Source organism: Deinococcus marmoris (assembly GCF_001949125.1).
Taxonomy (GTDB): domain Bacteria; phylum Deinococcota; class Deinococci; order Deinococcales; family Deinococcaceae; genus Deinococcus; species Deinococcus marmoris_A.
The window spans coordinates 16,397-36,722 of sequence record NZ_MSTI01000095.1 but is presented as its reverse complement, the minus strand read 5'-3'; the positions used below and the strand labels follow the sequence as shown (position 1 = coordinate 36,722).

The following is a 20,326-nucleotide window of genomic DNA, read 5'->3' as shown; positions in this document are numbered from 1 at the left end:
TGAACCCGCCTTGACCTTTGACACACCCAGCCGCCGCCCCTGCCGTTTAGCGTGGGGGCATGACCGGACACACCAGCAACGAGCATTTTGATGAAGTGCCAGAGAACCACAGCGACGCCGAGAGCCTGCGCAAGATTCCACAGCGTTATGAGAAAAACCCGGATGTGGTGCAGGACGGCCCCGGCAACCCCGACATCGGTTTTGAGGAGCCGGAGGACACCACCACCCTGCCGGGCCGGGTCTCGATTTAGCGCGGCCTGAACAGCAGAGAGGGGAGGCTTCCAGACGGAATGCCTCCCCTTTCTCTGTCCAGCGGGTTACGGCACAACCACGCTCCCCAAAGTCCCGTAATCGGCCAGCACCGCCACGCCGACTTCTGCCGCTGTCCCCTCCCGTACCAGCGCCACCACTGCACCGCCAAACCCCGCCCCGGTGATCCGTGCCCCGAACACGTCCGGTTGGGCTTGCAACAACGCCACCAGATCGTCCACCAGTGGGTGAGACACGGCGTAATCGTCGCGCAGGCTGGCGTGCGTGGCGTTCATCAACAGGCCGAACTGGGTGGCATCGGCCTCTAACCCTTCCAGCACGCGGGCGTTCTCGCTGACCACATGGCGGGCGCGTTCCTTCAGCGGTGAGGGGAGAGACTCCACGACGCTGATGTCGGTCACATCACGCAGTTCCTTGACGCCCAGCAACCGGGCGGCTTCCTCCACCTGGGCGCGGCGCTCGTTGTAGCCGCTCTCGGCCAGACGGCGCGGCACGCCGGAATCCATCACCAGCACCTCGGCCCCGGCCGGAAACGGCACGGCGCGGCGTTCCAGGCTGCGGGTGTCCACCAGCAACATGGTGCGGGTATCGGCCAGACTGCTGGCAAGCTGGTCCATCACACCGCATTTGACGCCCACAAATTCATGCTCCACCTGCACGCCACGCAGGGCCAGAGCTACGTCGTCCAGGTCCAACCCGTACAGCTCCCGCAAGGCCCGCAGGGTGGCGACTTCCAACGCCGCGCTGCTGCTCAGGCCGCCGCTGGGTACCTCGCTGGAAATGTGGACGTTCAGCCCTTCCGTCACGCCGCTCAGCTTCAGGCAGCCCGTCAGATAGGGGGCGAACTCGGTGCCCACCTCGCCCACCGGGACACGCAGGGTCTTTTCGAGGTTGGCGCTGTAGAGAACATGACTGGGTGTCCCATTTCTGCCCAGGCCCACCGTTGCCCTTTGCGGGATGGCCGTGGGCAGCACGAAACCGCCCTGATAATCCGTGTGTTCGCCCAGCAGATTCACCCGGCCCGGTGCAGAGGCTGTGACCTCTGGCACGCTGCCGAAGACATCTTCAAACGTCTTCAAGATTCACCGCCCGCAGTTCCGCCGCCGCCACTTCGGGGAATTTGTCGTTGGCGAACTCGCCCGCGCCCTGCTCGGTTCCGGCCAGATACTTCATGCGCCCTGCTGCCCGCAGATACGGGTACAGCTCGATATGCATAGGAAACTCGGGGTGCGGCCCATCCAGGGGGCTTTGATGCACCGTCATCAGATACGGCATCCGCACGCCGAACAGGGCGTCCAGGCGCAGCAGGGCGTCTTTCAGGGTGCGGGCGAACGCGTCGCGCTCGTCATCCGTCAACTCAGAGAGCAGGCCCACCGGACGCGCCGGGAGAATCCAGGTCTCGTAGGTGTAGCGGGCAAAGGGCGGCACGATGCTCAGCGCCGCGCCCTCGTCGTGAACGATGCGTTCCCCCGCCTCCCTTTCGGCAGCCACGAAATCGGCAATCCAGGCATTTCCCGTCTCGGCCTGATGCTTCTGTGCCATCTCCAGCATCCGTGTCGCCACGGGTGGAAGGTGGTCATAGGCGTAAATCTGGCCGTGTGGGTGGTGTAGGGTGACCCCGACTTCCACGCCCCGGTTTTCAAAGGCCAGCACGCTTTTGATCACGCCGCCCGCCGCGAAGCGTGAGGTTCTGTCGGCCCAGACGGAGAGCAGCAACGACATTTGAGCGTCGCTGAGATCAGACAGACGCCCATCCGCGTTCTGGCTGAACACCACGACTTCACACGCGCCCACGCCCGCCCGCGTATCTGCCGGGCCGGGCGGGGGCTTGGGGGCATTCAACGTGAGGCTGGGAAAACGGTTGGCGAAAACGGCCAGATCGTACTCGCCGCGCGGCAACTCGGTGGGATGCTCAGGATCAGAAGTAGGAGCCAGCGGATTGTATTCGGGCGGTGGCAGAAAGGTGCGCCCCAGACGGTGCGCGGCATACATCACCCACTCGCCGCGCAGGGGGTGCCAGCGCATGACCGGGCGGGCGTCCACCGGGTCCGGGCTGGGGCTGGGGATCTCGGACGTGACCACGATGGGCTGCAAGCCGTACAGGGTCAGCGGGCGGCCATCCGGCTTGGTAAAGTCCTGCTGATATGGGGCCTGCTGATGGGTCTGGCTGGCGGCGGTGGAGGTCATAACGGCCATTTTGCGCCATGCGCGGGCAGGTCACCGATACCCGAGTCAGTCAGGTTGAAGGTGGCCCGCGTGAAGTGCGTGAGTGCGCCGCCGAAACTCTCGGTCAGGGTGAGGGGCCGGTCCGGCGTGCTGATCTCCAGACATTGCCGCAGCAGCGCCAGCCCTTCGGCGTCCAGCATGGCAATCGGGTCACTGCTGGCGCGCAGGCCGCCCACCACGTCCAGCATGGCGGCTATTGCGTGGCGTTCTGTGGAGTTCAGCAGGCTCAGTTCGCGGCGGCAGATCGCCACGTCCGGGTCCGGTTGATACCACGAGTGCTGATACCAGCGCGAAAGGGACGTGTGCAGCGCGTTGCGGGCGCTGGGGCCGGTGGCATCGCCCAGCCACACCCGGCGCGATTCCTCGTCCCACAGCGGGGCCACATCCGGTCCGGTGCGCATGGCGTCCACGATGCCGATGCTGCTGGAGAGCGGTGCGCCGCAGCCCAGCAGGAAAGCGTCGTCTCCCGCGCCGTCGCGCAATGCCTGGAGGCCGTTGCGGTACGCCGCCGCCCGGCCCACCGACGGATCATGCCGCACCCCAGGCAATGCCGCGCCGTACAGGAAGTCCAGCTTCAGGTAGGGGTAGCCCCAGCCGCGTGCGGTGGCGGCCAGATCGCGCAGCCACTCCAGCACTTCGGGGTGCGTGGTGTCCAGCGCGTAATACGCACCGCCCCAGTTGTAGCCCACCGCCAGCGGCTTATCGTCCTCGCCGCGCAGCATCCACTCAGGATGGTCCTTGAACAGTTGCGAGGTGGGCGAGGCCAGAAAGGGGGCCAGCCACAGCCCCGCCGTGAAGCCCAGTTCTTTCAACCCTGCCGGAAGGTCCCGCGCATGGCCCCCAAAATGGTCCGAGGCGGTGAACCAGTCGCCCAGATCGCTCTGAAAGCCGTCGTCCAGTTGGAAGACATCAAAGGGCAACTTGTGTTCGCGGGCCAGTCGGGCGTTCTCCAGCATGGCGTCCAGCGTCACGTCCCGGTAATAGCTGTACCAGCTACACCAGACCCGCTGCGGCGCAGGGGTGCGGGCGTGCATGGTCTGTCCCAGCTCGGCGGCGCGGCGTTCCAGCGTGCCGATCACGTCGCCCGTCTCATCCCAGGTCAGTTCCACGGCTGGGCCTTCCACCGTGCCGGACACGCGCACCCTGCCACTGTCTACTGAGTCGCCCTCGGCCCGCGCTTCCCAGTGGATAAAACTGTTCGTGGCGTCCCGCGCCGCACCTACCCAGCCGCCGCCATCCGGGCGAACCAGCGCCAGCACGGTATGGCTGCGCCACACGCCCGCCTCGCCGCTGGGCAGAAAGGCCGGGTCGTGGCCCTGCTCCTGCCGCCACTGCATCAGGGGGGTGGCCTGCACGTCGGTCAGCGGGCGCAGTTCGGCCTCGCTCCAGGACTGGTAGCCGCTGATCAGCACGCGCACGGTGGCCGGGTCAATGGCAAGCGTCCATTCAGACATGCCCATACTCCAAAACGGTAAAGCTGACTGCCTCCAGCGTCTGTCCGTTCCACTCCACCGCGTCCGGGTTCCAGTTCTGAAGCAGGACTTTCCCCGCCCGGCGGCTGAGGCGCACGCCGTCCGGGAGAGGCGTCACGGTCACGTCCGCGCCCCTCAGCACTTCGGCCAGCACGGTGCCAACGAGCTTCTCGCTGTGTGCGCCGATCACGGTCACGTTGCTGTTGCGGATCACCGCGCTCTGGCCGTCCAGCGGGCCGCCCGAGTAGCTGTAAAGCGTTTCGGCGTTCTGCGTGCAGTAGCTCTCGGCCCAGGCGTGCGCTGCAAAATCGCCGCCGCCCCCGGTCACCTTCTGGGAGAGGGTGGGGCGCAGCGAATCGTATTGCAGCAGCTTCGCGCCCACCAGTTCCGACAGCGGGCCAAATTGCCCGTCCGCCCAGGTCTCGCCGCCCGGTGTGCGGAAGGCGGTGCGCGGGCCGCAGACCAACTTTGCCCCGGCTTCCACTGCCGCCGTCCAATGCGCCGCCCGCTCCTTGGAGACCAGCGTGATGGCAGGCGCGACGATCACCGCATAGCCGCTCAAATCGGCGTCGGCGTGAATCACGTCCACATCCACGCCCACGCTACGCAGCGCCATGTAATAGGTCAGCGTCTGCGTCCAGTAGCTCAGGGACGCGCTGTGCTTCTGCTCGTCGTAGAGCCACAGGCTGTCGTAGTCGTGCAGCACGGCCACTTTCGCGGTGACCTCGCCCACCGGGAACTGCGTGGTGTCCAGCTCGGCCACTTCCACAAAGCCCCGGTCTGGCGTCTCGTCGTGGCGCAGCAGGCCGGAGTGCATGACCTCCTGCGCCATCGTGGCGGCCCGCCAGCGGAAATAGCTGACGACATCCGCGCCGTGCGCCCACGCCTGCGCCGTCCACAGTTGCACCGCGCCGTCGGCGGGCAGCGGGTTGAAGGGTGCCCAGTTGACCTGCCCACACTGCTGCTCCATGACCCAGGGGCCATTCGGTGTGCCTGCGCCGTCGCGTCCCAGCGCGTTCTTTCCGCCCAGCAGGCCCCGGTACAGATCGTGGTTGAAGGCGATCAGATCCGGCTGCCCCGTCCGCGCAAAGTGCGTCTTTACATCCTCGCCGCTGCCGGGCGGGGCAAAGAATTCCAGCATCCCCAGCGGATAGTTGTCCCAGGTCACGAAATCCAGGCCCTTTGCCACCTCGTAGTGGTCAAAGCCCATTTCAAAAATCATGAAGTTGTGCGTGACGAAACGCCCCGGCGACAGCTCTCGCAGAATGGCCACCTGCTCGGCCTGAAACTCGGCCACCATGTCGGAGGCAAAGCGGTAGAAGTCCAGCACATGCGACGGGTTCGGCTCGGCCACGGTCAGATTCGGCGGCTTGATCTGCGCCCAGCCGTCGTATTCCATGCTCCAGAAGACATTGCCCCAGGCCACGTTTAAAGCGTCCAGCGTGCCGTATTTCTTTTCCAGCCAGACCGGAAATGCCTCGGCGCTGGCCCCGCCGTAACTGCGGGCCGTGTTGTGACAGCCGAATTCGTTGTCGGTCTGCCACCCCGCCACCGCCGGATGCTCGCCGTAGCGCTCGGCCATCGCCCGCGTGATGCGTTGGGAATGCTCGCGGTAGATGGGGCTGGCAAAGTCGTACTGCCGCCGCGCTCCAAATTCGCGCACGCGGCCCTGCGCGTCGATGGGCAGAATTTCGGGATGGGCGCGGATCAGCCACGCGGGCGGCGTGGGTGTGGGCGTACACAGCACCACGCGCAAACCCTGGGCGTGGTAGGCGTCAATGGCGGTGTCCAGCCAGGCCCAGTCGTACTCGCCGGGACGCGGTTCCATGCGGCTCCAGGCAAACTCGGCAATGCGGACATAGCTCAGGCCCAGTTCTTTTTGCTGCTTTGCGTAGGGAACCCAGCGGTCTGGCGGCACATGCTCCGGGTAATCGCAGGAACCGAGCTGAAGGTGTGGGGCGGCGGTGGATTTGGATTGGGTCATGGGGATGTCCTGGGGAGGGTCTGGAGGTCTAAGGGTCAAGGGTCTGAGGGCTGGATGCTGGAGATTGATTGGGCGGGTTCGTGGCTGAATCGCCAGGGATGTGGGACGAAATTTTATTCGGGTAGCGCTGGGAAGGCGTTTGCGGTTCTCCCCTCCCAGCCTCCCCCGCAGGGGGGGAGGAGCTAAAAGCCAGGCGTCCTTGTTTTATTCAGCGCACAAAAACGCCAATTAAGCAGCAACCGAAGGCCGTCGGGCGCTAAGCGGACGGGCCGCATTCGGCGTCACAAAGCAGGGCATCAGACCTGAAGGCCAACATCCTGCGCCGCTCAAAATGCACGAAAACTCGTGCCTAGCGCAGCGCCGCCCCCCCTGCCCCCTGGGTAGAGGGCTGGGGGGTGGGGCAAATCGCTAAAGCCTAAGCCCACGCAACATCACCCCTTCGTCGCCCCGGAAGTCAACCCGCCCTGCCAGTAACGACCCAGACTCAGGAAGGCGATGATCAGCGGCAGAATGCTGACCAGCGCGCCCAGCACGATCACGGTGTAGATCGGGTTCTGTCCGCTGCTGGCACTGGTCTGGTTCCACACAGAAAGCCCCAGCGTCAGCGGAAAGAGGGTGTCCTTGTTGACCACCACCAGCGGCAGAAAGAAGTTGTTCCACGCGCCCACGAACGAAAACAGCGCCACCGTGACCAGCCCGCCGCGCACGAGGGGCAGCCCCAGTTGCCAGAAAATCTTGCTCTCGGACGCGCCGTCAATGCGGGCGGCTTCCATCAGATCGGTGGGGAATCCGGCGTCCCAGAACAGGCGCATCAGGTACAGACCGAAAGGATTGACCAGACCGGGTAGAATCACGGCCCAGTAGGTGTTGATCAACCCGATCTGCTGCATCAGCAAAAAGATCGGCAGGGCCAGCGCGGTGCTGGGCACCATGATCGTTGCCAGAATGACGTTGAACATGGGTTCGCGGCCCCGGAAATTGAACTTGGCGAAGGCGTAGCCGCCCATCGCGGCGAACAGCATGCTGCCCACTGCCGAGGCCCCGGCGTACAGCAGGGAATTGAGCAGCCATTTCAGGAAAATACCGTCGTCGCGGGTAAACAGAATCTGCACGTTCTGCGCGAAGTTGCTGGGCGAGGTAAACCACAGCCCGAAGCTGGAATACAGTTGCCCGTTGCTCTTGGTCATGGTGGTCAGCACCCACCACAGCGGCAGCAGCGAGTAGATGCAGAACAGAGAAAGGGCGGCCCATTGCATCGGCGAGAAGCCCTGACGGGGCCGCTTGAACGGACGCGGGGCCTGGGCGGTCTCGACGGTTTCGAGTTGATCCAGATTGCCGACGGTCATGATGATTCTCCCCGAACGTTCCGCAAGAAGAAGCTGCTGAACACCAGGGTAAACAGCGCCATGATGATCGCCAGCGCCGCGCCGTAGCCGAAGTTGCCGTCACGGGCCACCGCCAGATACAGGTAGGTGTTGGGCGTGATGTTGTCCGGCACGTAACCCAGCGGACGCAGCACGAACGGCTCCGAGAAGATCTGCATGGTGCCGATGATCGAGAAGATGGCGGTCAAGGTCAGCGCCGGACGCAGCAGCGGCAGCTTGATATAGCGCGTCAGGCTCCAGTTGCTCGCGCCGTCAATGCGGGCGGCCTCGTAGATGTCTCCTGGCACGTTCTGAAGCGCGGCGTACAGCGTGATCATGTTGTAACCCGTCCACGTCCAGGTGACGATATTGCCGATGCTGAACAGCAGAATGCTGCTGCTGAGAAAGTCGGTCTTCCAGCCCGTGATCTGGTTCAGCGGCGAGAGGTTCTTGCTGTACAGGTAGCCCCACAGCAAGCCCGCGATCACGCCGGGCACGGTATACGGCAGGTAGAAAGCGGTGCGGAAGAACTTCTGCGCTGCGCCGGATTTCACGCTGTCCAGAATCAGGGCCATCGCCGTGGCCACGATCAGCATGATCGGCACCTGGATCGCCAGAAACAGCAGGATGTTGCCCAGCGATTGCAGGAAAGCGGTGTCCTGGAAGGCCCGGACGTAGTTCTCCAGCCCGCCGAACACACTCTTGGCGGGGCCGAAGCCGCTGCGCTTTTTGATGAACAGGCTCAGGTACACGGCGTAACCCACCGGGGCGATGAAAAACGCGGTAAAGGCCAGCAGGAAGGGCGTCAGGAACAACCACGGCGTCGTGCGGTATCGCAAAGGCAAGCACCTCCTCAACTACTCTTGAAATGAAGGGAGAGGGGTGCAACGTTCGCGCCCCTCTCGTCTATGTGCCTGACCGTCCGTGCGCTGGCCGGACGGTCAAGGCGCTCAGGCGGGTGGACTGGGGAGGCTCGAAACTTCCCTTCGGCCATCCACCGTCAGCCCTACTTGACCGTGAAGCCGTTCTGCTTGGCGTAGGCCAGCGACTCGGCCTGCCACGCGTCCAGCGCCTGATCGGGGGTGAGCTGACCCTTGAGCATCCGGTCGATCTGCTTGGTGTAGTTGTCGTTGACGAAGGGGAACCACGGTGCCCACTCGAAGTTGACATTCACGCCACGGGACGCCTCCGCGTACACCTTGCTGATGTTCTGGCCGCCGAAGAACTTGCTGGGGTTCTTGCTGGTCACGGCCAGGGCGGGCAGGCTCAGGCCCGCGTCGCTGGCGGGGAACAGGCCGCCGTTGTTCCAGTCGGCGGTGATGGCCGTGGAGGACAGGTTGAGCCACAGCGCGAACAGCGTGGCTGCCTGTGGGTTCTTGCTCTGGGTGGTCACGACGTTGCTGCTGCCGCCCCAGTTGCCGCTCTTGATGCTGCCGCCCGCCGTCCACTGCGGCAGCGGGGACACGCGCCACATGCCCGCCGACTTGTCGCCCAGGCTGCCCGCGTAGCCGCCCGGTCCCCAGGCCGCTTCCATGTTGGTGGCCAGCTTGCCTGCGCCCGCCGCGTTCCAGTAGTCGGCGCTGAAGCCCACCAGCGTGCCGATCTCGCCCTTCTTGATCATGGTGTTCCAGTAGTTCAGCGACTTCTTGGCCGCCGGGTTGTTCAGGGTCTGCACCCAGCCGTCGCCGTCGCGCTTGAAGAACTGCCCGCCATCGGCCCAGGCCAGCGCCATAAACCACGGCGCGAAGGTGGCGTAGAAGTTGCCGAACTTGACGGCCCCGTTGCTCTTGGCCTTGACGGTGGCGGCGGCCTTGGCATAGTCGGCCCAGGTCTTGGGGGCGGCGATGCTGTACTTCTTGAGAAGGTCGTCACGGTAGACCATCGCAAAGGGGCCGGTGTCCTGCGGAATGGCGTACACGGCCTTCCCGTCGGGGCTGACCTGGCCCCAAGTCCACGGCACGAAGTACTTCTTGTAGTCGTTCGCGCCGTACTTGCTCAGGTCGGCCAGACCGCCGGTGTCGGCGAAGGCGGGCAGGAAGCCGTATTCCACCTGTGCCACGTCGGGCGCGCCTGCGCCGGCCTTGATGGCGGTCTGGAGCTTGGTGTAGGTGGCCGGGCCACCGCCCAGGTTCAGAATCTTGATCTTGATGTTGGGGTACGCCTTCTCGAAGGACGCCACCGTTTTGTCCAGTCCCGGCACCCAGGACCAGACTTCCAGCGTGATCTTGTTGGTGGGGCCTTTGGGAAAGACGGGATCGGCGGCCAGGGCGGAACCGGCGAGCAGCAGGGCGGACAGAGACAGTACGAGTTTCTTCATGGAAAACCTCCGGTGAGGATGAGTGTTGAATTAAGGTGGAAGGGGAGTCTAAACGATTCGGAGATCGGGAATGCAGTTCAGCAGATCGGCAGGCGGTCCGGTGCCGTACTTGTCGGTGATCAGGGTACGCACCGCTCCCGTGGCGGCCACCTGCGCCTGACTGATCTGGCCCAGCTTGCTGTGATCGGCCACCACCACAACCTCGCGTGACTGGTGAACCATGACCCGTTTGATCTCGGCTTCCTCGTGGTTGGCGTTGGTCACGCCCGCCGTGGCGCTCACCCCGTTGCAGCCCAGAAACAGGCGGTCCGCGTGGATGCGTCCCAGCACCTCCAGGGCGTAGGGGCTGACCAGCGAGTGTTGCAGGGGCCGCAGGGTGCCGCCCGTCACGATCACCCGCACGTTGGGCAGCCGTTCCAGCTCCAGGGCGATGTTCAGCCCGTTGGTGATGATGGTCACGCCGCGCAGGGTGGGTGACAGCGCGCGGGCGACCTCGGTGGTGGTGCTGCCCACGTCCAGAAACACCGTTTCACCGTTCTGGACCAGGCCCGCTGCCGCCCGCCCGATGCGCCGTTTGGCCGCCGAGTGCCTGCGGCTGGTTTCTTCCAGAGAGGTCTCGCCCGGCAGAAACGGACGCTCAAGCTCCAGGGGCAGCCGCGCCCCGCCGCGCGTGCGCCGCAGTTGCCCGGAATCCGACAGGGCCTTCAGGTCGCTGCGAACCGTGACTTCCGAAACCCCCAGAAGTTTTGAAAGATCTGAAGCGGAAACTTCACCATTTTGCTGTGCCAGCGAAAGAATTTCGCCTCTGCGGGCCTGAATCAAACTCACCTCCTCTAGCGCCTAATTTTCGTTGCTTTCGGAGTTTACGGTATAGATACCCACAGGTCAAGAGTGTAAAGTGGCCCTATTCCGGGTTCTCTGCTCTGCGACCAGCCGTTGTTGCCCCCAGCCGTTCATCTGGCGCTGTCAGCAGTTCGCCCCCAGACCACGCGAGCGGCTGGGGGCGAGAAGTGCAGGTGGGGGTGCTGTGGACTCAGCGCACGGGATTTAGCGCACAGGACTCAGCGCACGTCCACCAGTTCCACATCGAAGATCAGGGTCGCGCCGCCGGGGATCACGCCGGGCACGCCTGCCTCGCCGTACCCCAGAGAGGCCGGGATGGTCAGTTTGGCCTTGTCGCCCACCCGCAACTGCGCGATGCCCTGGTCCCAGCCGGGAATCACGTAGCCCACGCCCAGCGGAAACTCGATGGGTTCGCCCCGGTCACGGCTGGAATCGAATTTCTGACCATTTTCCAGCATGCCGGTGTAATGTACCCGGACCATCTTGCCCGTCTGTGCAGGGATACCGGTTCCCTCTTCGTACTTCTCGACCTGGAGTTGGGGCTGTTCGGGGGCGCTCATGTCACGCAGGGTAAAGCCTGTCCCTTGGGTTTCCCCCAATCTCTGAAGTGACGGTAAATCCTGAACACGCCCGCCAGTGCGTCATACGTGTTCTATAAGGCCAGCCGATCCCGTGCAGGAGGGTTCAGACGCTTTCTATGGCAAAAATGAGACTTTTTGCGGCAGAAAGCGTCTGAACGGCGTGTTTGCTAGCCTGGGCAGCCGTGAAACCCGCCCTCTCTTTATCCTCTATCAGCCCCTGGCGGCGGGCCTGGCGCACCTGGGTTCTGGGCGCGCTGCTGCCCGTTTATCTGCTGACCACCTTCGTGGGAACGCTGGCGCGGGTGGACGGCGACTCGATGCAGGAAACGCTGGCCACCGGGGACGCGCTGCTGCTGCTGAAATACCCGCGCTGGCTGCGGGCCTGGGGCCTGCCCACCGCTTACCCCCGGCGCGGCGATCTGCTGATCTTCAAGGCCCCGGCGGACAGTCCGTACAGCTACGAGACGGTCTGGGGCGTCCGCCACCGCCCGTACAATGTCAAGCGGGCGCTGGCGTTGGCGGGGGATACGGTGGCCATTCAGGACGGGCGCGTGGTGGTCAACGGGAAGGTGCTGGCCGAGAGCTACGCCAGCGAGGGGTTTTTGCGCGATCAGCCCGCGCTGACGGTGCCGCCGGGCAAGGTCTGGGTGATGGGCGACAACCGCCGCCTGGGGTCCAGTCTGGACAGCCGCGTGTACGGCCCGGTGGACCTGCGCGACGTGGCCGGACCCGCCGATCTGCGCCTGTGGCCCCAGCCAGGGTTGATCCGGCGCTGACGGTCCCCCGATGACGCCCTCCTGATGACGCGGCGGGGCAAGTCCTCACCCTGGGTTGCTACCGTCCTGGGTATGAAAGCCTCTTTTCTTCTTGCCGCCGCCGCGCTGACCCTGGGCACCGCCAGTCTGGGTCCCATCAGTCTGGGTACGGCGGGCGCACAGACGCTGGTGCCGTTCAGCGATCCCAAATTGCCCTTCAAGGTCAGTCTGCCGCAGGGCTGGCTGGGCGCGGATTTTGCCGACGGCACGTCCGGCGTCAGTCTGGTGTCGGCCAAGGCCCCGCCCGCCACGCTGATCCGCCTGCTGTTCATGCCCAAAGAGGGCAAGGCGGTGGACCTGAACACCGAATTCGGCAAGTTCGAGACGGGCCTCAAGTCCAGCGGCGTGACCATCAAGCAACTGTCCAGCAAGGACGCCCGTTACGGCGGCGTGGGCGGCACCGAGCGCGAATACAGCGTGACCCACCCGCAGGGCCAACTCCGCATTCGCGTGTGGTACGGCAACGGCGCGCGGAATCTGTACTCCTTCCAGCTCACCGACTCGCCTGAGCGGTATGCGGCAGCCAATGCGCTGTTCACCAAGGTGCTGGCGACGCTGCGGTTTCAGTAAGGAGGCTGGTCTGGTCGCCAGGAAACGGCTTTCTGGCGGCTAAATGCTTTCTTGCACCTCGCCGCCGTCCACCACCCACACCCGCGTCGCCACCCGCCCGATCAGTGCCCGATCATGGCTGGCGAGGAGGACCGTACCGGGGAAGTTCAGCAGCAACCTCTCCAGCGCCTCGATGGCGCGGATGTCCAGATGGTTTGTCGGCTCGTCCAGCACCAGCACCTGCGCCCGCGTGACGCTCAGGCGGGCCAGGGTGAGGCGGGTGCGCTGGCCGCCGGATAGGCCGGACAGAGGAAAGGTGGGGCCGCCAGGGAGGTCCAGCCCCGCCGCAACTTCATGCAACTGATGCGGCGTGAGGTCCGGGTTGGCGTCCAGCAGGGCGTCGCCCACGGTCTCCAGCCTGGACAGTTCCTCGCCGTGCTGCCCCGCCGCGTACACCGTCAGGCCCGGCCCCCAGCGAATCTCTCCTGTATGCGGCAACGTGCCGAGAAGTGCGCCCAACAAGGTGCTTTTGCCGCCGCCGTTCGGCCCGGTCAGGGCGATACGTTCGCCGCGCCGCATCTCCAGGCGAATGCCGTCCAGAATCCCGTTCTCACCGCGCCAGACCCCTAAATCCCGAACGGTCAGCACTTCGGAGGGGCCGTGCGGAGCCGGGGGCAAATCCAGGCGCACGGTGCGGCGGTCCTGAAAGGGTCTGGCGGTGGCGACGGCGTCCAGACGGTCGATCTGTTTTTGCATGGCCTTCGCCCTGGCCGAGAAAATCTGCTGGCCCCGCTCTGCCTTATGGGTGGAACGGAACTTGTCGCTGTCCTTTGCACGTCGCCGATTTTCCTCCACGCCGCCCTTGCTGGCCTGCCGTCGCTGCTCCTCCTCCAGCGCCGCCCGTTTGCGTTTGAACGCCGTGTAATCGCGCTCCTGGGCCTCACGCAACGTCGCCTTGAGGTCCATCGCCGCCGTGTAAGCGCCGGGATACGTGGTCAGGGTGCCGCGTTCCAGTTCCGCCGTGCGGGTTGCTAATGCGTCCAGAAAGGCGCGGTCATGGCTCGCCAGCACGAAAGCCGCGTCCGATGCCCGAATCCAGCCTTCCAGCCACGCCGCGCCGTCCGCGTCCAGATGGTTGGTGGGTTCGTCCAGCAGATACACGTCGGCGGGGGAGAGCAGCAGCCGCGCCAGCATCACGCGGCGGGTCTGGCCGCCCGACAACTGGGTGCTGTCCAGCGCGGAATCCAGCCCCAGGCCGTCCAGCACGCCTGCCGCCCGCGCCTCAAAATCGTAGCCCCCCGCCAGTCGGTACGCTTCCTCGGCTTCCGCGAAGGCGTTCAGGCCAGCTTCGTCGGCGTTGCCCAGTGCGGCGGAGACCATCTCGAACACCTGCTGCGCCCGTCGCAATTCTGGCGGGGTCACGGCGTCCAGCAGCGTCCCCGCCTCCGTCTGGGTGTGCTGGGTCAGCAGGGCCAGCCTGCCCATTCGCGTCACTGTCCCCGCATCTGGTGTGTCCAGCCCCACCAGCACGCGCAGCAGCGTACTCTTGCCGCTGCCGTTCTCTCCGATCAGGGCGAGGCGTTCGCCCGCTCCGATCTCTATATTCACATCTTCAAAAATCGTCTCGTCGCCGTATATCCGGGCGACTTCCGTGGCACGCAACAACACAACACAACCCCCTGTAGGCGAAGGCCGTCCCAGACAATGTGGGAAGGCGATTCAAACCGTGATTACAGGAGGGTGAGGCGCAACTTGGAACATCCTTTGAATGGACGGGGGTGAACGCCGGGAAGCCCGGAAGCGTTGGCATGAGTTTATCGCGGGCGGGCGCGGCTAGGCCAGATGGCGCACCTGCACTCACTCCTTGCGCCGAAACAGCAGCACCAGCAGGAAGACCGCCGTATTGACCAGCACAATCGTTGCGCCCGTCGCCGTATCCAGGTAATAGCTGAGGTACAGACCCACCACGCCGCCCACGATGCCCAGTGCGGCGGCCAGCGCGATCATGCGCGGCAGGCTGCGGGCCAGCAGGCGGGCCGTGGCGCTGGACGTGATCAGCAGGCTGACGCTGAGGGTGGTGCCTACCAGTTGCACGGTCAGCACGACCACCAGACCGATCAGAATCAGCAGCAGGCTTTCCAGCCGCCGCACGGGCAACCCCACCGCCCGCGCCTCGGTGGGGTCAAAGGAGGCCAGCAGCAGTTCCTTTTGCACCGCGTACAGCACGGTGCCCACCACCAGCGTGACCACCAGTGCGCCCCACAGGTCAGCGGTGGTTACGCCCAGCGGGTTGCCGATCAGAAAATGGCTCAGGTCTGAGGTAAAGGTGGGCACCCGCGACAGCATCACGATGCCCAGCGCGAACATTCCCACGAACACGATGCCGATGGCGCTGTCCTGCTTGAGGCCGCTGCGCTGCCCCACCACGCCGATGCCCAGGGCAGTCAGCACGGCGGCCACCAGTGCGCCCAGCAACAGGTTGCCGCCCGACAGGAACGCCCCCACGATCCCTGGCAGCACCGCGTGGCTCATGGCGTCCCCGATGTAACTCAGGCCGCGCAACACCACCCACGCGCCCACCAGGGCGCACAGCACGCTGACCAGCGACACGGCCAGCAGCGCGCGCACGAAGAAATCAAATTGCAGGGGATCAGTCAGGAAGTTCATGGATTGGGTTTGAGAGCGTGTTTCAAAAGCCTTTCAGGATTTCTGCGAGTCCCAGGAACACGCGCTTTCAGCTCCTCCCCCCCTGCGGGGGAGGCTGGGAGGGGGGAACCGCAAACGCCTTCCAGACGCTGCCCACTAAACATGAGACGACTTTCAAAACACGCTCTAGAGTCTTGAACTCCTCCACCCTTGTGGGGGAGGCTGGGAGGGGGGGCCACCGGGCAGGCCGTTATCTCAAAAAAGACCCACGGACTTCTCTCATCTTCAAGCCTCCGCATGCGTATGCCCCAGGTGCGAGGTGCTGAACGTCGCCTCGATATTCTGTGGGGTGTAGACCTCGGCGGGCGTGCCGTCGGCCACCACGCGCCTGTTGATCAGAATCAGGTGATCGCACCAGCGCCGGGCCTGTTCCAGATCGTGCGTGACCATCACCACAGCGCGGCCCTTGTCGGCCTGGGCGCGTAGCAGGGCCATCAGTTGCTCCTGCGTCGTGGCGTCCACCCCCGTCAGCGGTTCGTCCAGCAGCAGCAGGTGGCCGTCACGGACCAGCATGCGGGCCAGCAGCACGCGCTGGCGCTGGCCCCCGCTGAGCGCGCCGATGTGGCGGTGTCTCAGGTCATACACGCCGGTTTCCTTCAGCGCCGCCGCCACCCGCTCGCGGTCTGCGCGGCCCGGCCAGCGCAGCCAGCCCAGGCGTCCGGTGCGGCCCATCATCGCCGTGTCCCAGACGGTGACCGGAAAGCCCCAGTCCAGCGTCTGCTGCTGCGGCACGTAGGAAATGCAGTCCTGCGCGGTGTGGCCCGCGTCGAAATGCACGGCGTCGCCGTAGTCCGGCAGTAACCCCACCAGCGTCCGCAACAGCGTGGATTTGCCCGCGCCGTTGGGACCGATGATCGCCGAGAAGGTTCCGGCCTCGAAGCGCACGGTGGCGTCCTCAAGGGCCACTTGCGAGCCATATTTGACGGTCAGATGTTCAACGCCCAGCACGGCGGCAGCTTACTCCTGCTGGGGCGATATTGCGAGTGGGTTATCAAGAAGCAGGGGACAGGTCCAGGCGAATTAGGCTGAGGCATGGACGCCGACCTCCGAGCAAGCCTGCTGACCGCTTACGACGCCCAGTTGCGCGAGGGGACCGAGATGCTGTCTGCCGACAGCGTGGACCGCGCAGGCCCGCTGTGGCGCGGCAGATTCGGAGACCGGGGGTTTGTTTCTTACCGTTCGTTGAATGGGTTGACCGGGCAGGCACTGGATGAGCTGATCGCGCAGACCGTCGCGCATTACGCCGCCGATCCGCAAATCACGTCCTTCGAGTGGAAGACGCGCGGTCACGACGCGCCCGCCGATCTGCCCCAGCGCCTGATCGCGCAGGGTTTCGAGGCCGAGGACGCCGAGACCGTCATGCTGGGCGAGGCGAGTTCGCTGGCCGGGCCGATGCATCTTCCAGACGGCGTGACGCTGCGCCGCATCGACAATCAACCTGACCCTTACCCGGATGTGGTGCGGGCCGCCAGAGCGCAGGAACTCGCCTTCGGGCAGCCATCTGGCGCGGATGAGCTGATGCGCCGCATCGAGAAGGGCGAGGGCAGGGTGGAATTGTGGGTGGCCGAAACCGCGCAGGAGATGGTCTGCGTGGGTCGCCTGGAAGTCATCCCGGACACTGAATTTGCCGGGTTGTGGGGTGGCGGTACGCTTCCAGAGTGGCGTGGGCGGGGCATCTACCGCGCCCTCACCGCTGCCCGCGCCCAGTCTGCACTTGAGCGGGGAATGCGCTATCTGCACAGCGACTCCACCGAATTCTCCCGCCCGATTCTGGAGCGCAGTGGAATGCTGGCGGTCACCACCACGACGCCGTATGTCTGGCGGCGCTGACCTGGGCTGACACGACTGGCTCTGCCCCATCAAATGACCTGACCGTCGCCTGACTTCAAACTGAAGAAAAGCTGACCTGTCGCCTCCAGACTGGGTTTCATGACATCACAACCTCAGCCGCAGCAGAGCTTATGGCATCGCCTCCTGGACGCCAAGATCACGCGCCGCAATGTCCTGGGAACGGCGGCGGCGAGCGCAGCGGCCCTGACACTGCCCGTCGCGTTCAGTGACGCACAGGCGGCAGCCAACAATGGCGCGCCCGTCAATGCCGATCCCACCAGACTCAAGCCGCAGACGGTGGCACCTTTCCGGCCCATTGAGCCAACCCGCGCCGATACGATGACCCTGCCTGCGGGCTACCGCTTCCAGGTGCTGGCCCCGTGGGGGGAAACGTTCACGGCGGATGGCCGCGAAATCGGCTTCAACCATGATTTTATTGGTTACTTCCCGGCAGACATGCTGACCGGGGGACAAAGCGCCACCGACGCCCTGCTCACCATCAACCACGAATACGTCAATCCCCTGTTCGTGGGCGGCAATACCAAAGAGCGCACCCCGGCCCAGATCAAAAAGGAAATGGAATCGGTGGGCGTGAGCGTGGTGCGGGTTCGCAAGGACGGCCAGACCTGGAAGGTGATTCCCGACGCCCGCAACCGCCGGATCGACGCCATGACCAAAATCGAGCTGACTGGCCCGGTGCGCGGCACTGCGCCGGTCAAGGGAGCCACCGTGGTCAGCGGTTCGGTGGGCAACTGCTCCGGCGGTCAGACGCCGTGGGGAACTTTGCTGACCTGCGAGGAAAACGTGGACGGCTATACCAAAGCCTGGCCGGGCAGCGGCTACGAGGCCATGCACCAGGGCTGGGTCACGGAGATTGACCCGTTTGATGCCGACTGGATGCCCAAAAAACGCACCGCGATGGGCCGATTTCGGCATGAGAACGCCGCCGTGAAAGTGGCCCAGGATGGCCGCGTGGTGGTGTACATGGGCGACGACATGCAGGACGCATGTATCTATAAATTTGTCAGTCGGGGCAAGTACAACCCGGCCAACCGCGCCGCCAACCGTGATCTGCTGGCAGAGGGCGATCTGTACGTTGCCAACTTCGGCAACGGCACCTGGATTTTGCTGGACTACGACAGGAACAAGAAACTGCAAGAGGCCAAAGATGACGCGGGCAAGGCCCTGTTTGCGGGTCAGGCCGAGGTGCTGGCCGACGCCCGCGCCAGCGCACTGGCGATTGGCGGCACGCCCGTTGACCGCCCGGAAGATATTGAAATTCACCCGCGCACAGGCGAGGTGTACGCCGCGCTGACCAACAACAGCAAGCACGGCAACTACTTCGGCCACATCATCAAATTCCGTGAAGACAGGGATGACCTGACCGCCGAGAAATTTCTGTGGGAAGTCTTCGCCTACGGCGGCCCGCAGAGCGGTTTTGCCAGCCCCGACAACCTGGTGTTCGATCCTTACGGCAACCTGTGGATGGTGACGGACAACAGCGATCTGGGCACCAACCCGATCAAGGAGTACCACGGCAACAACGCCATGTTCTTCTTCCCCACAGAGGGGCCGGACGCGGGCAAGGCCTACCGTTTTGCCGTCGGCCCGATAGATGCCGAAATGACTGGCCCAGTATTCTCGCCCGACGGCAAGACGCTGTTCTTGTCCGTTCAGCATCCTGGCGAGGACAGCGAGAGCCTGGACAAACTGACCAGCAACTTCGCGGCGGCGCAGGGCAGCAAGGTGCCCCGGCCCACGCTAGTGGCCATCGAGGGCTTCCCAGGCTGGACCGCATGACCGCCCACGTGACCACCTGGCCGCGCACCAGTGCGCCGTGGATCGTGGGCCGCCCGGCCCGCTTCTCGGACGCTGCCGAGGATTTTATCAATGAGCTGACCCGCCAGGAGCCGTGGCGTAAAGTCCGGTCCGAGGCGTGGCTGGAAGCCCTGGGCGACGCGCTCGGCGATCCGGTCCTTGGCGCAGCTTTCCCGGAAGCCGGGGCGAAGGTCTGGCTCGCCTCCCTGCCTGACGACGAGCAGGCAGGGGGACGCGCACTGCTGGAGGATTTTGAAACCCACCTGCGCGGCTGGGGCTGGCTGGCCAGATAGGCAGAGCGCGGCGCAGTCCACCAGCATGGAACCCAGTCAACAGACCTGCCCCGCAAGTCACGCGGGGCAGGTCTGTTGATTCACTCGGAGCAAGCGCAAGTCAAACGGCGCTCCTGTTATTTCAGCGCCCCTACCATCTCATCCACGTTGAAGCGCAGCGCCTTCAGGAACGTCCCGCCCGCGCTGCCTTTCGGTCCCAGCGCGTCGGTGTACAGCGGCGGGGCAATCCTCGCGCCTGTTTCTTTGGCCAGCGCCTGCGCCAGACGGACGTTTACCGTGTTCTCGGTGAAGATCACCTTTGCGCCGCTCTTTTTAACCGCCGTGATCAGCGTCGCCAGTTCGCGCGCACTCGGCTCGCGCTCGGTGCTGAGGCCGGGAATCACCGCGCCCACCAGCTTCAGGCCGTAGCGGGCGGCAAAGTAATTCAGGGCGTCGTGGTTGGTCACGATCTGGCGTTTGCTGGCGGGCAGGGTGGCAAACTGCTTTTTCGCGTAGGCATCGGCCTCACTCAGCTTCCCCAGGTAAGCGGCGGTGTTACTGGCATAACTGGCCTTGCCTGCCGGGTCGAGGGCCGTCAGCACGCTCTGGATATTTTTCACATAGCCCGCCGCCAGCCCCAGATCCCACCACGCGTGCGGATCGAAGTCGCTGTGTTCTTCTCCGGCATGTTCCTCGCCTGCCTCTGCGCCACCTGCACGCAGTTTCAGGCCGTCCGTCACGGTGCGGACGGGCACCGACGGTGCGGAGGCGCGCACCTGCGGCAGCCACGGCTCCAGCCCCGCCCCGTTGACGAACAGCACCCGGCTGCCCGCCAGACCCCGGATCACGCTGGCAGAGGGCTGAAAGCTGTGCGGATCGGCCCCGACAGGCACGATCTCGTTGATGCTGACCCGCGCGCCGCCGACATTCCGCACGAAATCGGCCAGGATGCTGTTGGACACGCTGACTTGCAGGGGCGCGGCCTGAGCGCTCGCCAGTCCCAGCAGACCCAGAATAATCAGACCCCTCACAGCAACTCCACTTGCTTGAAGCCGCCGCGCACCAGCGTCCGCAGGGCGTGGGCGCTGAGCCAGACGGTCTTCACCACGCCACCCTCGCGGATGGTGCGTTTTTGCAGGTTGGCCTTCTGCACCCGCTTGCTGACGCCCGTGACCTTGCGGCCCACCCCGCCCGCCGCCCGCGCCTTGCCGCGCCGGATCACACTGTTGACCACCAGATTCTTCTTGCCTGTCAGATAACATTCACGGCTCATTTGAAA

The 20,326-nt window shown here is 64.9% G+C and carries 20 protein-coding genes; 6 read left to right on the top strand and 14 right to left on the bottom strand.

Features of this window, described 5'->3' with window-relative positions:
- Positions 1-59: 59 nt before the first annotated feature.
- Complete coding sequence (locus BOO71_RS14685; protein WP_075833656.1) at positions 60-251, top strand: hypothetical protein; 192 nt, start codon at positions 60-62, stop codon at positions 249-251.
- A gap of 66 nt (positions 252-317) precedes the next feature.
- On the opposite strand, the gene galK is transcribed toward BOO71_RS14685, so the two are convergent.
- From galK to BOO71_RS14640, 9 genes are all read right to left on the bottom strand, one after another.
- On the bottom strand, positions 318-1,349 hold the full coding sequence (galK, locus tag BOO71_RS14680; RefSeq protein ID WP_175607453.1) for a galactokinase: 1,032 nt from the start codon (positions 1,347-1,349) through the stop codon (positions 318-320).
- A complete protein-coding gene (galT, locus tag BOO71_RS14675; RefSeq protein WP_075833684.1) occupies positions 1,336-2,457 on the bottom strand; it encodes a galactose-1-phosphate uridylyltransferase in 1,122 nt (373 codons plus the stop codon). Before galT ends, galK begins: the two co-directional genes overlap by 14 nt.
- On the bottom strand, positions 2,454-3,950 hold the full coding sequence (locus BOO71_RS14670; protein WP_254843174.1) for a glycoside hydrolase family 36 protein: 1,497 nt from the start codon (positions 3,948-3,950) through the stop codon (positions 2,454-2,456). The genes galT and BOO71_RS14670 overlap by 4 nt, the downstream gene beginning before the upstream one ends.
- Positions 3,943-5,952 carry a beta-galactosidase gene (locus tag BOO71_RS14665; protein WP_075833650.1) on the bottom strand — a complete coding sequence of 670 codons (2,010 nt, stop codon included), beginning with the start codon at positions 5,950-5,952 and terminating at the stop codon, positions 3,943-3,945. The genes BOO71_RS14670 and BOO71_RS14665 overlap by 8 nt, the downstream gene beginning before the upstream one ends.
- A gap of 431 nt (positions 5,953-6,383) precedes the next feature.
- Complete coding sequence (locus tag BOO71_RS14660) at positions 6,384-7,298, bottom strand: carbohydrate ABC transporter permease (RefSeq protein WP_075833648.1); 915 nt, start codon at positions 7,296-7,298, stop codon at positions 6,384-6,386.
- Positions 7,295-8,155: a carbohydrate ABC transporter permease gene (locus BOO71_RS14655; RefSeq protein WP_075833646.1), complete on the bottom strand. Its 861-nt coding sequence runs from the start codon at positions 8,153-8,155 to the stop codon at positions 7,295-7,297. The genes BOO71_RS14660 and BOO71_RS14655 overlap by 4 nt, the downstream gene beginning before the upstream one ends.
- 167 nt (positions 8,156-8,322) lie before the next feature.
- Complete coding sequence (locus BOO71_RS14650; protein ID WP_075833644.1) at positions 8,323-9,633, bottom strand: extracellular solute-binding protein; 1,311 nt, start codon at positions 9,631-9,633, stop codon at positions 8,323-8,325.
- 48 nt (positions 9,634-9,681) lie between these two features.
- The gene (locus tag BOO71_RS14645) at positions 9,682-10,461 is read right to left on the bottom strand and encodes a DeoR/GlpR family DNA-binding transcription regulator (RefSeq protein WP_254843173.1); all 780 of its coding nucleotides are present in this window, start codon (positions 10,459-10,461) and stop codon (positions 9,682-9,684) included.
- 233 nt (positions 10,462-10,694) lie between these two features.
- Positions 10,695-11,036 (bottom strand): FKBP-type peptidyl-prolyl cis-trans isomerase, encoded by a 342-nt coding sequence (locus tag BOO71_RS14640; protein ID WP_075833642.1) that lies wholly within the window; start codon positions 11,034-11,036, stop codon positions 10,695-10,697.
- A 203-nt stretch (positions 11,037-11,239) separates the two neighbouring features.
- Here BOO71_RS14640 and lepB point away from each other — a divergent pair, with 203 nt between their 5' ends.
- Together lepB and BOO71_RS14630 are read left to right on the top strand one after the other, a co-directional pair.
- On the top strand, positions 11,240-11,833 hold the full coding sequence (gene lepB / locus BOO71_RS14635) for a signal peptidase I (protein WP_075833680.1): 594 nt from the start codon (positions 11,240-11,242) through the stop codon (positions 11,831-11,833).
- A gap of 72 nt (positions 11,834-11,905) precedes the next feature.
- Complete coding sequence (locus tag BOO71_RS14630) at positions 11,906-12,442, top strand: hypothetical protein (RefSeq protein ID WP_075833640.1); 537 nt, start codon at positions 11,906-11,908, stop codon at positions 12,440-12,442.
- Positions 12,443-12,481: 39 nt separating this feature from the next.
- Here the strand turns inward: BOO71_RS14630 and BOO71_RS14625 are convergent, their stop codons facing one another.
- The 3 genes from BOO71_RS14625 to BOO71_RS14615 form a co-directional block, all read right to left on the bottom strand.
- Positions 12,482-14,089: an ABC-F family ATP-binding cassette domain-containing protein gene (locus BOO71_RS14625; protein ID WP_254843172.1), complete on the bottom strand. Its 1,608-nt coding sequence runs from the start codon at positions 14,087-14,089 to the stop codon at positions 12,482-12,484.
- 189 nt (positions 14,090-14,278) lie between these two features.
- The gene (locus tag BOO71_RS14620; protein WP_075833638.1) at positions 14,279-15,088 is read right to left on the bottom strand and encodes a metal ABC transporter permease; all 810 of its coding nucleotides are present in this window, start codon (positions 15,086-15,088) and stop codon (positions 14,279-14,281) included.
- A 264-nt stretch (positions 15,089-15,352) separates the two neighbouring features.
- Entirely contained in the window at positions 15,353-16,075 is a 723-nt protein-coding gene (locus BOO71_RS14615) for a metal ABC transporter ATP-binding protein (RefSeq protein ID WP_075833636.1), read from the bottom strand.
- Positions 16,076-16,159: 84 nt separating this feature from the next.
- On the opposite strand from BOO71_RS14615, the gene BOO71_RS14610 reads away from it, so the two are divergent.
- From BOO71_RS14610 to BOO71_RS14600, 3 genes are all read left to right on the top strand, one after another.
- Positions 16,160-16,957, top strand: coding sequence for a GNAT family N-acetyltransferase (locus tag BOO71_RS14610; protein WP_075833634.1), 798 nt, complete (start codon positions 16,160-16,162; stop codon positions 16,955-16,957).
- Between the two features lie 99 nt (positions 16,958-17,056).
- Complete coding sequence (locus BOO71_RS14605; RefSeq protein ID WP_075833632.1) at positions 17,057-18,757, top strand: PhoX family protein; 1,701 nt, start codon at positions 17,057-17,059, stop codon at positions 18,755-18,757.
- Positions 18,754-19,068 (top strand): hypothetical protein, encoded by a 315-nt coding sequence (locus tag BOO71_RS14600; protein WP_075833630.1) that lies wholly within the window; start codon positions 18,754-18,756, stop codon positions 19,066-19,068. Before BOO71_RS14605 ends, BOO71_RS14600 begins: the two co-directional genes overlap by 4 nt.
- 116 nt (positions 19,069-19,184) lie before the next feature.
- On the opposite strand, the gene BOO71_RS14595 is transcribed toward BOO71_RS14600, so the two are convergent.
- Both BOO71_RS14595 and rpmB read right to left on the bottom strand, forming a co-directional pair.
- Positions 19,185-20,078, bottom strand: a complete 894-nt coding sequence (locus BOO71_RS14595) for a metal ABC transporter solute-binding protein, Zn/Mn family (protein WP_075833628.1) — start codon at positions 20,076-20,078, stop codon at positions 19,185-19,187.
- Positions 20,075-20,320, bottom strand: coding sequence for a 50S ribosomal protein L28 (gene rpmB / locus BOO71_RS14590; protein ID WP_029477324.1), 246 nt, complete (start codon positions 20,318-20,320; stop codon positions 20,075-20,077). The genes BOO71_RS14595 and rpmB overlap by 4 nt, the downstream gene beginning before the upstream one ends.
- Between the last annotated feature and the right edge of the window lie 6 nt (positions 20,321-20,326).

What these genes read in the sequence shown, in the direction of transcription:
- BOO71_RS14630 (WP_075833640.1), top strand. Translation starts at nt 11,906, where the DNA reads ATGAAAGCCTCTTTTCTTCTTGCCGCCGCCGCGCTGACCCTGGGCACC.
- BOO71_RS14640 (WP_075833642.1), bottom strand. Translation starts at nt 11,036, where the DNA reads ATGAGCGCCCCCGAACAGCCCCAACTCCAGGTCGAGAAGTACGAAGAG.
- BOO71_RS14600 (WP_075833630.1), top strand. Translation starts at nt 18,754, where the DNA reads ATGACCGCCCACGTGACCACCTGGCCGCGCACCAGTGCGCCGTGGATC.
- rpmB (WP_029477324.1), bottom strand. Translation starts at nt 20,320, where the DNA reads ATGAGCCGTGAATGTTATCTGACAGGCAAGAAGAATCTGGTGGTCAAC.
- BOO71_RS14620 (WP_075833638.1), bottom strand. Translation starts at nt 15,088, where the DNA reads ATGAACTTCCTGACTGATCCCCTGCAATTTGATTTCTTCGTGCGCGCG.
- BOO71_RS14660 (WP_075833648.1), bottom strand. Translation starts at nt 7,298, where the DNA reads ATGACCGTCGGCAATCTGGATCAACTCGAAACCGTCGAGACCGCCCAG.
- BOO71_RS14665 (WP_075833650.1), bottom strand. Translation starts at nt 5,952, where the DNA reads ATGACCCAATCCAAATCCACCGCCGCCCCACACCTTCAGCTCGGTTCC.
- BOO71_RS14685 (WP_075833656.1), top strand. Translation starts at nt 60, where the DNA reads ATGACCGGACACACCAGCAACGAGCATTTTGATGAAGTGCCAGAGAAC.
- BOO71_RS14670 (WP_254843174.1), bottom strand. Translation starts at nt 3,950, where the DNA reads ATGTCTGAATGGACGCTTGCCATTGACCCGGCCACCGTGCGCGTGCTG.
- BOO71_RS14605 (WP_075833632.1), top strand. Translation starts at nt 17,057, where the DNA reads ATGACATCACAACCTCAGCCGCAGCAGAGCTTATGGCATCGCCTCCTG.
- galT (WP_075833684.1), bottom strand. Translation starts at nt 2,457, where the DNA reads ATGACCTCCACCGCCGCCAGCCAGACCCATCAGCAGGCCCCATATCAG.
- BOO71_RS14650 (WP_075833644.1), bottom strand. Translation starts at nt 9,633, where the DNA reads ATGAAGAAACTCGTACTGTCTCTGTCCGCCCTGCTGCTCGCCGGTTCC.
- BOO71_RS14610 (WP_075833634.1), top strand. Translation starts at nt 16,160, where the DNA reads ATGGACGCCGACCTCCGAGCAAGCCTGCTGACCGCTTACGACGCCCAG.